This window comes from Allosphingosinicella deserti (genome assembly GCF_003012735.1).
GTDB classification, from domain to species: domain Bacteria; phylum Pseudomonadota; class Alphaproteobacteria; order Sphingomonadales; family Sphingomonadaceae; genus Allosphingosinicella; species Allosphingosinicella deserti.
On sequence record NZ_PXYI01000001.1, the window covers coordinates 819656 to 833699 of the forward strand.

Sequence of the window (14044 nt, forward strand, 5' to 3'; positions counted from 1 at the left end):
GTCCGCATGAGGAGATGCTGGTGAGACGAGCGATTGCGATGGCGCTGCTGGCGCTCGCCCTCAAGGCCTGCGGGCAGGCTGCGCCCGCTCAGCCCCCGCAATCGGTCCAATCCGCGCAGTCGCAATGCTGGCTGGAGCATCTCTCCGATGCGGAGAGACGTGAGCTCGTCCTTGGCTATGCCCGGATGCAGGAGCGTGAGGGCAAGGCGATGGCGGATGCGTGGGCGCAGGGGGTGAGAAGCGGATACGAGGAGAGGTTCGCGGCGGAAGGCGTATGCCCTTCGGCCGAGGGCGGCGCCTCTTCGGACTCGATACCCTCGCGCGGTTCGACACAGTTGCCGGAGAGGGAGGCCTCCCGAGCTCCCGAGGCGGGCGCGGCGCCGCAGCTGCTCAACCGCTACGGCAAGCCGTGCAAGCGGATCGAGCTCGAGAACCAGAACGTCCCCAACATTGGCGGCGCGATGGGCTGGGCGCTGGTCCAGGTCTGCAAGGACTGATCCGCCGCGGCGACCGATCGTTACGGCGCCGCTTGCATTCCCCGCCTTCTGCTGCGACGCGCGGCCGTCTGAAAAAGGGGAGAACGAATGAAGAAGCTGTTGCAGGTCGTGTGCGTGATTCTGATCGGTGTCGTGATCATGATCGGCGGGCGCTACTATCGCTACGTCGCGAGCTCGGACACGCCCTATGACGAAGTCGGGATCATGCTGAACGGCTATATGCCGGGGCCGGTGCGCAGCTGGGGATGCGGCAAGCTGAAAGAGCGCTTCGGCAAACAGGTGCCGCCTTATGGCTGTGCCGGCGCCGATCCCCGCAGCTGGGCCTGACGTTGCTCGGTCGCGCGGCGTCATCCGCCGCCCGACCTTCTATTCCAAAAAAGCCTGTTCAGGCGCGCTGGCGGCGGAGGATCATCCAGCCGCCGGCGCCCAATCCGGCCGCGGCGGCGGCGATGCCGTAGGGCAGGGGCTTCTTGTCTTCGGAGGGCGCCGTTGCCGTTCCGGAGGCGGCCAGGCTGGTCGAGTCCGCGGCGCTGCCTCGAGCCGGTAGCGCTTCGGCGCCGCCGGCCGGGACGAAGCCGTTCTCGGTCAGCTGCATCGAGGACAGGTCGATTCCCATCTGCTCGGCACCCTGCGCGACGGCGGAGCCGAGCGCGCGGAGCTGGGCGGGGTTGTTCTTGTTCTGCTCGACGGCGGTGTCGACGAGGGTCATCTGGATCAGCAGGGCCTCGGCGAATTCCTGCTTGGCCGCATCGTCCGCCCCGGCGATCTCGGGGGTGGCGCTGATCGCGCGCGCTGCTTGCGCGCTGACCGCTTCGCTCATCGTCCGGCTCGGCGAATCATTATTGCCCCGGGTCGCGTTCCAGGCGCTGATCCACCAGATCGCATAGGCATCGGCGACATTGTCGGTCCTGAGGCCGAGCGGTGCGATCGCGCCGCCGATCTTGTCGATGAAATCCCCCGACGAGAACAGGCGCTGCAGATCCTCGGCATTGCCCTTGTCCATCGCCCGGGTCTTCTCGACGAAGGCGGCGAGGTTGGCGGCCCGGCGCTGCTTGGACGGCTTGAAGCGGAGCGCCTGGAGGTTGGCCGCGGTCGGCGCAGCCGTGTTCGGCGCGACGAGGTTGTTGCGCGGCGACACCCTGCGGTCGCTGCCTTGGCCCTGCATCTGTCCGCGCAAGGTCAGGCCGAGCGTGTCGGTGCCCGTGACCGACGGAATGATCGTGCTCCAGCCCATGTTCTGCGCGATGGCCGGCGATCCGCAGATGCCGAGACTGACGAAGAGAGCGAGTGCACGTTTCATGTGAACCTCCAAAAACGCAAAGAAGGAGGGCGGACCGAAGTCCGCCCTCCCCGAGGGGGAAAAGCGACGCTTACTGCTTACGAGCCATACCGCTGAGACCTTCGCCGATCGTCTTGATGACGGTGCTGCTGGCATTCATGAGGTAGGAGAATTCCTGGCCGGCGACCTGCAGGTCGGTCGAAGCCGACACCGACTTGTTGCTGCCCTGCTTGTCGAGCGCCTTGGCCATCTTGTCCATGTCCTCGACCTTCTTGTCGAGCGCCTGCGCCATCGAGTCGGCGATGACCTGCAGCCAGCTGGCGCCGGCCTTGGAACCGCGCGACTTCTTCGATTCGGCCATTTCCTTGCCGCTCTTGAAGGCGTCGGCGAGCTTGTCGAACATCTCGCGCTGATCGTTCTGCGCGGCGCGGGTCAGTTCCCCCTGCTGCGACGGGGAGAGGCCGAAATCCTGCGCCAGCTGGGCGACCGCCTCGCCGATATTGGCCGGGCCGCCGGTGGTGCCGGTCGCCGCCGAGAAGGCGTTCTGGGCCATGCTGGTGATCGCCGGCGGCAGACCGAGCTGCTGGCCGAGCTGGCCGATCACTTCCTTGACGATCGCCGCGCCAAGGGTGCGGGTCGCGAGTGCCGCCCAGCCGGCGGGCCCCGCCGCGAGCAGGCCGAAATTGACCGGGTTGAGGAACGAACCGGTGATGCCGCCGAGGATGCTCATGTGGTTACCCTTTCACACTCGAATTTCGCGCTCCGTGCGGGGAGCTGGCCGGTTGCGACTTCTGCCGCGACAAGGAGAAATTGCCGGAATTCCCCCGGGGACGCGCTCCACGAATCGTTTAGATCGCCTAAACGATTCGCTTAGGAGCGCGGTCATTCGAGCGGCAGGAAGAGCAGTCCTGCCAGGCTGTTGAGTTCGCGAACGCCGTCCAGCTCGAGCTTGCGGATGGCGTTGTTCATGTGCGTGCGGACCGTATTCTCGGTCATGTTGAGCAAGGTGCCGATATCGCCGTTGGCGCGTCCCCAGCCGAGGAAGCGCAGCACGGCCGCCTCGTTGCGGGTGAGCGTCTGCAGGCCGGCGATGTGGAGCAACGGCACCCGCCAGCCGGCGACCGTGAATTCGCCGATCAGGATCTCGCGGGTGTGGGCGTCCCGCCGCGCCTCGGCCTCGCGCAGCTGCTCGACCAGCCGCGCGAGCTCCTGGCTGTCGGGCCCGGCGTCGCGGCGGGTTTCTGCACGCGGCAGGCTCTGGGGGGCGTTGGCGCCGATCATCGCGGCTGGGCCGTGCGCTGGAGGACGCCGCCGGAAATCTCCTCCCGGGAGCCGAGATCGGCGATGATCGCCTCGGCGAGCAGCGGCAAAGTGAGGATGACGACGAAAATGGCTGCGGCCGCCTTGATCGGCATCGACATCGAGAAGACGTTGAACGACTGGGCGAAGCGGTTGAGGAACCCCATGCCGACGTCGATCACGTAGAGGACGGTGAGCACGGGCGCCGCGAACAGGAAGGCGAGCGCGAACAGCCGTCCGAACTCGCCTTCGAAGAACTGGATGGCGCGCATGTCGATCGCCAGCCCGCCGGGCCCGAGCGGCCAGAGCAGGTAGCTGCCCATCACGGTGCCGACCAGCAGGGTCAGCCCGCCGGCGCTGACGAACACCACTTCGGCGAAACGGCCGAGCAGGATGCCGGTCAGCGACGTCGTCGAGCCGCTCAGCGGATCGACGAGCTGGCCGATGGTCGCGCCGACCTTGGTGTCGATGAGCTCGCCCGCGCCCGACATCGCCCACATGATCGTGCCGAAGAACAAGCCGATAATGCCTCCCGCTGCCGCTTCCTTGAACAGCATCGTCGCCCAGTCCATCGCGGTCAGATTGGCCGGTGCGAAATCGGGCTGGCTGGAGAGCGCGACGAGGCCGAAGGTGACGATGATCGAATTGCGCACCGTCGCCGGCATCACCTCGCGCGAGAAAACCGGCACGAACACGAAGGCGAAGGCGAAGCGGGTCGCCGCGACTCCGACGGTGAGCAGCTGATCGAGCCACGGCATCGCCGCGAACAAGGGGATGCCGACGCCGGGCGGAACCGCCTCGATCATCGGCCGACCCCCGGAACGCCGGTGAAAATCGCGTCGGCGTAGGAATAGAGGGTTCCGGCCATCAGGCTGGCCGTGACGAAGATGCTGACCACGATCGCGAAGAATTTGAGCGTATATTGCAGCGTCTGCTCCTGCAGCTGGGTCGCGGCCTGAAGGATGGCGACGAGCAGGCCTACCACCGACGCGGCGATGATCGGCGGCGCCGACAGCAGCAGCACCAGCCACAGCGCCTGCGTGGTCAGCGTGATGACGTCGTCGGTCACCGCGCCCCTGCTTCCATCGATCGCCGCGCCCTACGCATAAGACAGGACCAGGCCGTGGCTGAGCTTCACCCAGCCGTCGACCAGAACGAACAGCAGGATCTTGAACGGCAGCGAGATCGTGACCGGGGACAGCATCATCATGCCCATCGCCAGCAGGATGTTGGAAATGACGAGATCGATGACCAGGAAGGGCAGGAAGATCAGGAAGCCGATCTGGAAGGCGAGCTTCAGCTCCTTGACCACGAAAGCGGGGATGACGACGACGAAGTCGCTTTCCTTCAATTGCCTGACGACTCCCGGATCGCCCATGCGCTGCTGGGTGCGCAGGAAAAAGGCGCGCTCCCGTGGATCGCTGTGCTTCATCAGGAATTCGCGCAGGGGCTCCTTGGCGCGGTCGGCGGTCGCGAAGATGTCGCCGTTGCTTTCGATCGGATTCTCCGCCGCGACCGGATCCCCGGGCATCGTCGGCACCGCCTGGGAATCGATCGTCGCCGCAGCCTGCATCTTCTCGAGCGTCGGGTACATCACGAACACCGACAGGATCAGCGCGAGGCCGTTGAGGACGAGATTGGGAGGCACCTGCTGAAGGCCGAGCGCGTTGCGCACCAGGCTGAGCACGACGACGATCTTGGTGAAGCTGGTGACCATCACCGCGAAGAACGGCGCCAGCGAGATCAGGATGACCGTGACCAGCGCCGAGCCGGGGGTGAATTCGCCGAGATTCACGCGGCGGCCTCCGGATCGGCTGGAACCGTATCGCCATCGCCGGCGGGCGGCGGCGCCCGGTCGTCGATGCCGACCCGTTCCTCGATCAGCACCGCGAAGCGGTCGCCCATCTGGACCAGCTCGCCGCGGGCGAGGGCCCGTCCGGCGACCAGCAATTCGACCGGCATGCCGTCGGTCAGCGGGCCGAGCGGCAGGGCGGTTCCCGGACGGAGGCCGGCAAGGCTGGCGGCGCTGGTCATCCGATCGGGGAGGCGCAGGGTGAGGGGCACGGCGAAGTCGCGGGACGTCGCCGCGCCCGATCCGTCAGCAGCCATCGTGGTTCCTTGTGGTTGCAGGGTGAAACCTCCCGAGGTGAAATCGAGCAGTCCGGCGAAACGTCCGACCGGGCCGGCTTCGAGCGCCGCGACTGCGCGGGCGCCGAGCAGGACGAGGTCGCCGGGTTCGAGCGCGCCGGCTTCCGCCATCGGCAGGCGAGGGCCGTCGACGAGGACGTGCAGCAGGACGGGCAGCGACGCCGGCGCCGGCTCGAGCGCACTGGCCTCCTCATGCCAGCGTGGGCCCTGGGGATGATCGATGGGGACCGCGATCTCCATCGTCGTGCAGTCGCCCCGGATTTCGAGCACGACGCAGCGCTCCGGTGCGCCGCCGTCGATGTCGGCCGGCTCCAGCGAGAGGCCAAGGATCTGCTCGAGTCGCACGAGCAACGGATCGGCGTCGTCGAGGATATTCATCGCGTCGCCAATGCGGGCCGGATCGAGCACCAGGCCGCCGCTGAGCCGGAATCGCACATGATCGCTGCAACCGAACCAGGCGCCGGGCGCGGCGGCACGGACGATCATCGTGTCGAGCCCCTGCGCTTCCAGCAGGGCGACCACGGCATCGCCGAGCGCCGAGGCCGCCGGATCCAGACGGGGGAGGGCGCCGAGCGCATCGACCCGGAGCATCGTCGCCATCACAGGCTCCTCAAGGTGGCCTCGGCGGGGAGCGGCGTGCCGCCGGGCCACCGCGCCAGCAGGGTAATGGAGCCGGCGGTGACCCCGACCAGCATCGTCTCGCCGCGCGCCTCGATCAGCACCACCCGCTCGCGCTGGCCGAGCGGCATCGAACGCAGGAAGCGGATCGGCTGGGCATCCTCGCCACCGGCGCCCGCCGCCAACTGCCGATCCTGGACCTTCTTGAGCAGCCAGATCACGCCCCACGCCATGCCGAGCACGAGCGCAAGCGCGATCACGATCGCAATGATGGACGAAAGTACCGCTCCGATTCCCATGTCGTTTCCAGATCTCCTGATGTCAGTTGAGCGCGGGCGCGCGCAGCGCCGGGCCGTCCATGTCGTGCCACATCGGCGCCTCGCCGCTGCGCGCCTTGGCCGCCCAGAGGATGACGGCAGCGATCGCGTCGAACAGATCCTCGGGAACGATCTCGCCGATCTCGCCGCGCGCCCACAGGGTGCGGGCGGTCTGGATGTTGCGGATGATCGGCACGCCGGCGCGCTCCGCTTCCTCGCGCATGGCGGCGGCGACATCGCCCATGCCCTTGGCGGCGATCACCGGCACCGGGCAGGTCTCCTGATCGTAATCGAGCGCGATCGCGATATGGGTCGGATTGACGAGCAAGGCCGCCGAACCCCGGGTTGCGCCCATCGTGTTCTGGTTCGCCCATTCCTGGTGCATCTCGCGCCGCATCGATTTGACCTGGGGATCGCCTTCGTCCTCCTTGTGCTCCTGCTTGATGTCACGGCGGCTCATCTTCATCTTCTTGATGAAGCTGTGCTTGGCGTAGATCCGATCGGCGACGGCGACGAACAGGAATACTGCAACGACCATCGCCAGCATCTGGACGGTCAGCGAATAGGTCTGGCTGAGCACCGCCATTGCGGCGACCTGCCCGCTATTGTCGATCGGCGAGCTTCCGGCGAGTCGCACCAGCTGGCCGGCGCCCTCGAGTGCGCTGCGGAAGGTAAGATAGATGATCGCGCAGATCAGGCCGGCCTTGATCAGCGTCTTGACCAGTTCGAACAGCCCGTCCTTGCCGAACATGCGCTTGAGACCTTCGACCGGATTCATCTTCTCAAGGCCGAACTTCATCTTCTCGACGGTGACCATCGGGCCGACCTGGAGGAATTCGGTCAGGGTCGCGAGCACAGCGACCGGCACCAGGGTCGCCAAGGTGATGCGAAGAAGAGTCGTCGCGGCACTCCACCCGATCGTGGTCGCCGCCGTGTCGAACGGCAGGGAAGTGGCGCCGCTAATGGTTTCGGACGCCAGAGTAGCGAGCTGGCTTGCGGCATAGCCGGACACGGCAAGAAACAGGATCATCCAGGCCAGCGTCAGCAGCCCGGTGCCCAAGTCCTTCGATTTTGCGACATCGCCCTTCTTGCGTGCGTCCCGAAGCTTCTTTGGTGTCGGTAGCTCGTTCTTGTCGGCACTGTCATTGCCTTGGGCCACTCTTGCGTATCTCCCCTGCGCGAGATCGTCGCATGCGCAAGAAAAACGCAGAACGATGGTCTCGCCAGCCCGAGCAGGTCATACGGTCAACTGTCCGTGGGGCGGGACGGCCGACCCCCTCTTGATCCCGCAAATCCTCCCATCCGGTCAATCACCGATTTTGCACACGGAGCATTCGGGATCACCCTTAAGTGCCTCGATTGTCTCTGAAAGCCTTGATTCGAACCACGATGAGACGTGGCCGGCGCGCGGCGAGGCGTATCAACACCGATGTAAGTGCAGCCGTAACGAAAGAAAGTTCCACCGCAGCAAACGGTTCATCGTAGGCAAAGCACGATTGGCCGTGTGCAACATGCCGGAAATAAATATGGCTAATGACTTGAAAACGCAACAAAAGGCCGACAAGCTTAAGGAGTTCCCGGACGAGCAGGTCGGGAACAGTGGGGCATCGTGAAGACGCAACTGTTGGCCGCAAAAGAGCCGATAGTCTGGGGAGCGATGCGAAATGACGAAGTTGTTCCATAAGGCATTGGGCGCCGGGCTCGTGACCGTGGCCGCCCTGGCGCAGCCTGCCGAAGCGAAGGATCGGCCCAAGCCGCCGCCACCCTGTCCACTCACTGCGCCGCTGCGGGTCGCAGACGAAGCGTCGCTCGCGGGCATTCAGTCGCTTGCCGACTGTTCAAACATCATCATCGCGCCGGCGACGGCGGCGGAGGTGCCGCCGGCGCCCGAGATCCGGATCGCGCCACCGGCCGAGTCCCGGGGCCGCAGCGGCGCGTCCGTGTTCCTGACCTCTTCCGGTTCGTTGAGGGACGAGAGCAAGATCGCGGCGTCGCGGAAATTCGCGGAGAAGATACCGGCCAGCGGGCCGATGCGGATCGCGGCGATCGCACCGGTCGCCGAAGAGCCGCCGGCGCCGGCGGAGGAGGCAGCCGCGATCGCTGGAACGCTGCCGGCCATCGAGGCCGAAAGCATCCTCGCGATGCGGCCGATGTCCTACACGACTCAATATGACGCGATGATCAGCCGAGTCGCGGCGCGCCACCGCATCGATCCGTTGCTGCTCCACGCGGTGATCGACCAGGAATCGCGCTACCAGCGCACGGCCACCAGCCATGCGGGCGCGCGCGGTCTGATGCAGCTGATGCCCGGCACAGCCAGCATGCTCAACGTGCGCGGCGCGGCGATCGTCGACGCCGAGGCCAATGTCGACGGCGGCGCGCGGCTGCTGCGCCAACTCCACGGCCGCTTCAACGATTTCACCCTGACGCTTGCCGCCTACAATGCCGGCGAGGGCGCGGTGCGCAAATATGGCAACAAGGTGCCGCCCTACCGCGAGACTCAGGATTATGTCCGGCAGGTGATGGCCCGGTACAACAAACTTGTCGCGGAACAGGCGGTCGGGACACGCTGATCATGGCCCGCGCATTGTCGTTCCGCCGCATCCGGGCGCTCCCGATCCGGGCCGCCGACATGCTGCTCGTCGGCGTGCTGATCGCCGTCGTGATGCTGATGATCGTGCCGATCCCGCCGCTGGCGATGGACGCGCTGATCGCGATCAACATGACGATCGGCATTCTGCTGCTGCTCAGCAGCCTGTACGTCACAAAGCCGCTCGATTTCTCGACCTTCCCGACCGTGCTGCTGCTCTCCACCCTGTTCCGGCTGGCGATCAGCATCTCCACGACCCGGATGATCCTCACCCACATGGATGCCGGCGACATCGTCCAGCAATTCGGCGAGATGGTCGCGGGCGGCAATCTGGTCGTCGGCCTGGTGGTGTTCCTGATCATCACCATCGTCCAGTTCATCGTCATCTCGAAGGGGGCCGAGCGAGTCGCCGAAGTCGCCGCCCGCTTCAGCCTGGACGCGATGCCCGGCAAGCAGCTGTCGATCGACAGCGACCTGCGCTCCGGCATCCTCTCCAAGGACGAAGCGCGCGAGAAGCGCCGCACGCTGGAGCTCGAAAGCAAGCTGCACGGAAGCCTCGACGGCGCGATGAAGTTCGTGAAGGGCGATGCGATCGCCTCGATCGTGATCGTGCTGGTCAACCTGATCGGCGGCCTCGCGGTCGGCACCCTCTATCACGACATGTCGGCGGGCGAAGCGGCGACCACCTTTTCGATCCTGACGATCGGCGACGGCCTGGTCGCCCAGGTCCCCGCCCTCTTCTCGGCCATGGCCGCAGGCCTGCTCGTCACCCGCACCACCGACGAGGACCGGGATCGCGATCTCGGCCCGGCCATCGCCCGCCAGATATCCGGCAAGCCGCACGTCCTGCTGATCGCCGGCGGCCTCGCCGTGCTGCTCGGCCTCATCCCCGGCTTCCCGACCCTGATCTTCTTCGCGCTGGCCATCGCCCTGCTGGTCGGCGGTTCGCTCAGCCACCCCACTTCGGGCGCGTGGATCCGCGGCAAGCTCGGCATCGAAGCGCCGAACGATGCCGCCGTTGTCGGCGAGGCACTGATCGAAGCGCGGGCGCTGCCCACGCTCGACGCCTTGCGGCTGACCGTCGGCTTCGCCGCCGACGGTGCCGAGTTCCAGGCACTGGCCGAGCGGGTGCGCAGCGGCGTCGCCCTTCTGCAGGAGCGCAGCGGCGTCGCCATCCCCGATCTGCGGATCGTGTCCGACACCCAGCTCGGCGAAGGCCGATGGATGCTGGCCGCCCACGATGCGCCGCTCGGTGCCGGCGCTGCCGAAGGCGTCGATCCGGTCGGCACAATGGGCACCTATGTGGAGCATTTGCTGGCGCGCAACCTGGTCCTGTTCCTGGGCCTGCAGGAGGTCACGGACCAGCTCAACCGGCTCGGCGACAGCCATCCCGAAGTGGTCAAGGAAGCGGTCCGCGCCGTGCCCACCGGCCGGATCGGCGAAGTGCTGCGGCTGCTCGCCGAGGAGCGGGTGCCGCTGCGCAACTTCCGCGACGCGATCGAGGCCATCGGCGAAGTCGGCCAGTATGAGCGCGAAGCCGTCGCGATGGCGGAACGCGTCCGAGTTGCGATGCGCCGTCACCTGATCGCGCCGCTCTGCGAGGATGGCCGGCTGCGGGTGCTGATCGTCGGCACCGCACTCGAGGACATCATCCGGCAGACGCTGACGCCGGTCGACGGCCATATGCGGCTGGCGATCAACCCGCACCAGATGCGCGCGCTCAACACGTTGCTCGCCGAGCAGATCGCCGCCTCCGGCGCCCGCGCGATCCTCACCGCACAGGATCTTCGCCGGCCGCTGCGGCTGCTGATCGCGGGCGATCTCTTCGAGGTGCCCGTCATTTCGTTCAACGAGCTCAACCCCGCGGTGCCGCTGGACATCGTCGGCGAGCTCAATTCCGCCCCAGAGAGCCTGGCCAGCCAGGCGCAAGACGAGTTTGCTCTATGATCCGATCGTCCTGTTCCCTGTTGATCCTGGCGTGCGCCGCGGCGATGTCGGTTCCCGCAGCCGCGGAACCGGTTCCATTTTCGAACAAGCCGATCACGCTGACCGCGCGCGATCAGCGCGTCGACGCGGCGATCGCCGATCTGTTCGGCCAGGCCGGGCTGCAGGTGAAGGTCAGCTCGGCGATCACCGGCAAGATGAACGGCGTCTTCAGCGGTACGCCGAAGAAGATCTGGTCGCAGCTGTCGCGCGCCTTCAACCTCGTCGCCTTTTACGACGGCGCGGTGGTGCGGGTCTATTCGGTCGGCGAGGTCCAGTCGCGCAGCTTCGCGTCCGCCAATCCCGCCGGGGTGGTGCGCGATGCCCGCAAGCTGCGGCTGATCGACGGACCCAACAAGGTCGCGGCGTCGTCGAACGGGGTGAGCGCCACCGGCGTTCCGGCCTTTCTCGACCGCATCGCCCAGCTCGCCGGGACGACACCGACCGAGTCCGGCCCCGCCGTCATCCAGGCATCGACGACACCCGCCAACGCGCCGCTGATCTCGCCGTTGCTCGCCCCCAATGCGCTTGCGACGGTGACCAGCGCGCCGCTTCGCTCGCGCACGCTTAGCGCCGCGACGACGCGGTCTCCGTACGAAGTGCGGATCTTCTACCTGCGCTACGCCCGTGCCGACGACACCATCCAGAAGAGCTTCGACCGCACCATCACCATTCCCGGTGTCGCCTCGATCCTGCGCGGCATGATGGGTGACGGGCGCCCGTCGAACACCGTGTCCACCAGCGGCGGCAATTTCGACATCCAGCGCCAGTCGCAGCCGCGGCTCGGCGGCCGCGGCCTCAATGCGGTGCCGCCCGACGAGTCGCAGCGCAGCTTCGACCAGCAGGGAAGTCCGGGGCTGGACACTGTGGTCGTTCGGGAAGCCTCGGCGCGCGACGTCAACGGCCCCCGGGTCGAGGTCGATCCGGCCAATAATGCGGTGCTGATCCGCGATCGTCCGGAATCGATGACGGTCTACGAGGACATTGTGCGGGCGCTCGACGTCGAACCGCGCGGTGTCGAGCTCGAGGCGACGATCCTCGAGCTCGACACCAGCAGGCTGAAGGAACTCGGCCTCGACTTCGGCTTCCGCACCGGCGGCCTCGGCGCCTTGTTCGGCGGCAATGCCACCAATCCAAGCGAGACCTTCTCGGGCGGCAATGCGGTTGCCGGTTACCTGACTGGATCGCTGGATCTGTTCGCGGTGCGGATCACCGCGCTCGAAAAGACCGGTGCGCTGCGGGTCGTGTCGCGGCCACGGCTGAGCACGCTCAACAACATCCCGGCCGTGTTCAACAACCAGGTCCAATATTATGTGCGCGTCGCGGGCGACCGCCAGGTCGACCTGTTCCCGGTCACCGCCGGCATGGTGATGCGGGTCAATCCGTCAATTCTGTTCGACGGCGGCGAGCTTCGCACCCGCCTCTCGATCGAGATTCTCGACGGCTCCCCGACCGGCCTGATCGTCGACGGCATCCCGGCGGTGAAGCAATCCAGCATCAACACCAGCGCGGTGGTGAAGCAGGGCGAGAGCCTGCTGATCGGCGGCATGACCATGGACACCCAATATGACTACAAATCCAAGGTGCCCGGAGTCGGCGACATTCCGATCCTCGGTCAGGCGTTCCGCAAGCGCCAGAAGGGCAACCAGCATTTTGAGCGGATCTTCCTGATCACGCCGCGGGTGCTGTCGCAGCGCACCCAGCTGGCCGGGCCGGTGCCGACCAATCCGATCCCGCTGGAGCAGCTCCAGGCCGCCGGCAAGAAGGGCAAGAAGAGGGCCCGCCGATGAACGCACCCTTCGCCCCCCTGATGGTCGGCACCGCGGTGCTGCGCGTGCTCAGCGGCCGGCTGAGCGGGGCGGAGCATCGGCTGCACACCGGCAAGTTCGTGCGCGTCGGCCACGGTTTCGATCACGACATCGTGCTGCGCGATCCGGCGACCCGCGGGGTTTCGCTCGAGCTCGATCTCGGCGACGAGGTCGCAACTGTGCGGGTTGTAGCGGGGCAGATCGGCCTGCTCGGCCGCCCGGTGACGGCGGGCGAGCAGGTGGCGCTGCCGCCCTACGTGCCGATGATGATCGGCGACTTCGCGGTCGCGATCGGCGACCCGGCCTCCGACCGCTGGGCCGAAACGGCGCGGCTTTCCTCGATGATCACGCCGGTCGGCGGCGCGCCCGCCGACGTCGCTCGCCAGCAGGCGGCAATCGGCGAGCGCATCGCCACGCGCCTCTATCCGATGCGCGGCGCGCTGTCGCTGGAGCGGCGCTGGCCGGCTTATGCCGCGATCGCGGCGTTGCTGTTGCTGCTGCTGACGCTTGCGGCACCGGCGGGGCAATGGGTCTCGCGCCAGCTTCACGACGCCAGTACGGATCGGATGACGCTGGCCGCCGCGGGCTTCGGCGACCTCACCGTCACCGAAGGACCGAACGGGCCGATCATCCGCGGGATCGTCAAGGACGACGCCGCGCTCGCCAATCTCCGCATGATCGTCGCGCAGCGGATCGGGATGGCGACGCTCGACGTCCAGACGATGGAGGGCCTTGCCGCCGCCGCGACCGATCTGCTGCGGGCGCAGGGCGTCGACGGGGAAGCGGTTCCGAGACGGGGGCACAGCCTGTTGATCAACGCCGAGTTCCTGCCGGCCGATCGCCAGGCGGAGCTCGCGCGGCTGATCAAGGAGGACGTGCCGGGAATCAGCCGGGTGCAGTTCGCCGCCGACGCGGGCCGCGGCGACCGCGACCTCCAATATTTCTTTTCCGGATCGGAATACGGCCTCGCCAGCTTCGTCGACGGCGATCCGGGCTACATCACGACGGCGGACGGAACACGCTGGTTCGCGGGGGCGCAGGTGCCCACCGGCCACCGCATCGTCGCCATCGGCCACGGCCGCGCCACCTTCGAGCGCGACGGCCGAATCGAGGAACTCGTCCTGGGGCCAAGCTTGCCGCCAGCCCAGGACCAGACTGTCACCGAAGGCGGCGAGATCAGCGGAGAGACGCAGTCATGACGAACCCGATCACCAGCGCATCGCTTGGCACGCTTGCCTCGCTCGGCAACATGGGCACGACCGACGCCCGCAGCGGCAAAGGCAATTGGTTCGAAGCGTTCAGCCAGGCGTGGGGCAAGGCGCTCGACACCCAGGCGGACGCGATCACCCAGCAGGCCGACATCGTCTCGCAGGGCGGCGACAAGCCCTCCGACATCACTCAGCTGACCACCGAATCGATGCGGATGACGTTCATGGCCAACAGCTCCCACACGTCGATCGACAGCGTTTCCAAGGCGCTCGAGACGATGGCGAGGAAGAACTGAC

At 66.9% G+C, this 14044-nt stretch carries 16 protein-coding genes; 7 read left to right on the forward strand and 9 right to left on the reverse strand.

The window, feature by feature from the left end:
- Positions 1-20 precede the first annotated feature (20 nt).
- Both C7I55_RS03780 and C7I55_RS03785 read left to right on the forward strand, forming a co-directional pair.
- Positions 21-497 (forward strand): hypothetical protein, encoded by a 477-nt coding sequence (locus C7I55_RS03780; protein ID WP_146150917.1) that lies wholly within the window; start codon positions 21-23, stop codon positions 495-497.
- Between the two features lie 87 nt (positions 498-584).
- Entirely contained in the window at positions 585-824 is a 240-nt protein-coding gene (locus C7I55_RS03785) for a hypothetical protein (RefSeq protein WP_106511506.1), read from the forward strand.
- Between the two features lie 58 nt (positions 825-882).
- Here the strand turns inward: C7I55_RS03785 and C7I55_RS03790 are convergent, their stop codons facing one another.
- From C7I55_RS03790 to C7I55_RS03830, 9 genes are all read right to left on the reverse strand, one after another.
- On the reverse strand, positions 883-1797 hold the full coding sequence (locus C7I55_RS03790) for a DUF6683 family protein (RefSeq protein ID WP_106511507.1): 915 nt from the start codon (positions 1795-1797) through the stop codon (positions 883-885).
- Between the two features lie 70 nt (positions 1798-1867).
- The gene (locus C7I55_RS03795; RefSeq protein ID WP_106511508.1) at positions 1868-2506 is read right to left on the reverse strand and encodes a hypothetical protein; all 639 of its coding nucleotides are present in this window, start codon (positions 2504-2506) and stop codon (positions 1868-1870) included.
- Positions 2507-2658: 152 nt separating this feature from the next.
- Positions 2659-3057: a helix-turn-helix transcriptional regulator gene (locus C7I55_RS03800; protein WP_106511509.1), complete on the reverse strand. Its 399-nt coding sequence runs from the start codon at positions 3055-3057 to the stop codon at positions 2659-2661.
- The gene (sctT, locus tag C7I55_RS03805) at positions 3054-3881 is read right to left on the reverse strand and encodes a type III secretion system export apparatus subunit SctT (RefSeq protein ID WP_106511510.1); all 828 of its coding nucleotides are present in this window, start codon (positions 3879-3881) and stop codon (positions 3054-3056) included. The genes C7I55_RS03800 and sctT overlap by 4 nt, the downstream gene beginning before the upstream one ends.
- A complete protein-coding gene (gene sctS / locus C7I55_RS03810; protein ID WP_106511511.1) occupies positions 3878-4144 on the reverse strand; it encodes a type III secretion system export apparatus subunit SctS in 267 nt (88 codons plus the stop codon). Before sctS ends, sctT begins: the two co-directional genes overlap by 4 nt.
- A gap of 30 nt (positions 4145-4174) precedes the next feature.
- Complete coding sequence (gene sctR / locus C7I55_RS03815) at positions 4175-4870, reverse strand: type III secretion system export apparatus subunit SctR (RefSeq protein WP_106511512.1); 696 nt, start codon at positions 4868-4870, stop codon at positions 4175-4177.
- Positions 4867-5823 (reverse strand): FliM/FliN family flagellar motor switch protein, encoded by a 957-nt coding sequence (locus tag C7I55_RS03820; RefSeq protein WP_106511513.1) that lies wholly within the window; start codon positions 5821-5823, stop codon positions 4867-4869. Before C7I55_RS03820 ends, sctR begins: the two co-directional genes overlap by 4 nt.
- Positions 5823-6140 (reverse strand): flagellar biosynthetic protein FliO, encoded by a 318-nt coding sequence (gene fliO, locus C7I55_RS03825; protein ID WP_106511514.1) that lies wholly within the window; start codon positions 6138-6140, stop codon positions 5823-5825. The genes C7I55_RS03820 and fliO overlap by 1 nt, the downstream gene beginning before the upstream one ends.
- Before the next feature lie 22 nt (positions 6141-6162).
- Positions 6163-7317 (reverse strand): EscU/YscU/HrcU family type III secretion system export apparatus switch protein, encoded by a 1155-nt coding sequence (locus C7I55_RS03830; protein WP_106511515.1) that lies wholly within the window; start codon positions 7315-7317, stop codon positions 6163-6165.
- Positions 7318-7822: 505 nt separating this feature from the next.
- On the opposite strand from C7I55_RS03830, the gene C7I55_RS28695 reads away from it, so the two are divergent.
- The 5 genes from C7I55_RS28695 to C7I55_RS03855 are packed head-to-tail and all read left to right on the forward strand — an operon-like array spanning position 7823 to position 14043.
- Positions 7823-8731: a lytic transglycosylase domain-containing protein gene (locus C7I55_RS28695; protein WP_106511516.1), complete on the forward strand. Its 909-nt coding sequence runs from the start codon at positions 7823-7825 to the stop codon at positions 8729-8731.
- A 2-nt stretch (positions 8732-8733) separates the two neighbouring features.
- On the forward strand, positions 8734-10695 hold the full coding sequence (locus tag C7I55_RS03840) for a flagellar biosynthesis protein FlhA (RefSeq protein ID WP_106511517.1): 1962 nt from the start codon (positions 8734-8736) through the stop codon (positions 10693-10695).
- Entirely contained in the window at positions 10692-12521 is a 1830-nt protein-coding gene (gene sctC / locus C7I55_RS03845; protein WP_106511518.1) for a type III secretion system outer membrane ring subunit SctC, read from the forward strand. Before C7I55_RS03840 ends, sctC begins: the two co-directional genes overlap by 4 nt.
- On the forward strand, positions 12518-13738 hold the full coding sequence (locus tag C7I55_RS03850) for a hypothetical protein (RefSeq protein ID WP_106511519.1): 1221 nt from the start codon (positions 12518-12520) through the stop codon (positions 13736-13738). The genes sctC and C7I55_RS03850 overlap by 4 nt, the downstream gene beginning before the upstream one ends.
- Complete coding sequence (locus C7I55_RS03855) at positions 13735-14043, forward strand: hypothetical protein (RefSeq protein WP_106511520.1); 309 nt, start codon at positions 13735-13737, stop codon at positions 14041-14043. The genes C7I55_RS03850 and C7I55_RS03855 overlap by 4 nt, the downstream gene beginning before the upstream one ends.
- Position 14044 lies beyond the last annotated feature (1 nt).

Coding starts and splice junctions, on each gene's coding strand:
- fliO (WP_106511514.1), bottom strand. CDS start 6,140: ATGGGAATCGGAGCGGTACTTTCGTCCATCATTGCGATCGTGATCGCG.
- C7I55_RS03855 (WP_106511520.1), top strand. CDS start 13,735: ATGACGAACCCGATCACCAGCGCATCGCTTGGCACGCTTGCCTCGCTC.
- C7I55_RS03840 (WP_106511517.1), top strand. CDS start 8,734: ATGGCCCGCGCATTGTCGTTCCGCCGCATCCGGGCGCTCCCGATCCGG.
- C7I55_RS03820 (WP_106511513.1), bottom strand. CDS start 5,823: ATGGCGACGATGCTCCGGGTCGATGCGCTCGGCGCCCTCCCCCGTCTG.
- sctC (WP_106511518.1), top strand. CDS start 10,692: ATGATCCGATCGTCCTGTTCCCTGTTGATCCTGGCGTGCGCCGCGGCG.
- C7I55_RS03800 (WP_106511509.1), bottom strand. CDS start 3,057: ATGATCGGCGCCAACGCCCCCCAGAGCCTGCCGCGTGCAGAAACCCGC.
- sctT (WP_106511510.1), bottom strand. CDS start 3,881: ATGATCGAGGCGGTTCCGCCCGGCGTCGGCATCCCCTTGTTCGCGGCG.
- C7I55_RS03795 (WP_106511508.1), bottom strand. CDS start 2,506: ATGAGCATCCTCGGCGGCATCACCGGTTCGTTCCTCAACCCGGTCAAT.
- C7I55_RS28695 (WP_106511516.1), top strand. CDS start 7,823: ATGACGAAGTTGTTCCATAAGGCATTGGGCGCCGGGCTCGTGACCGTG.
- C7I55_RS03850 (WP_106511519.1), top strand. CDS start 12,518: ATGAACGCACCCTTCGCCCCCCTGATGGTCGGCACCGCGGTGCTGCGC.
- C7I55_RS03785 (WP_106511506.1), top strand. CDS start 585: ATGAAGAAGCTGTTGCAGGTCGTGTGCGTGATTCTGATCGGTGTCGTG.
- C7I55_RS03790 (WP_106511507.1), bottom strand. CDS start 1,797: ATGAAACGTGCACTCGCTCTCTTCGTCAGTCTCGGCATCTGCGGATCG.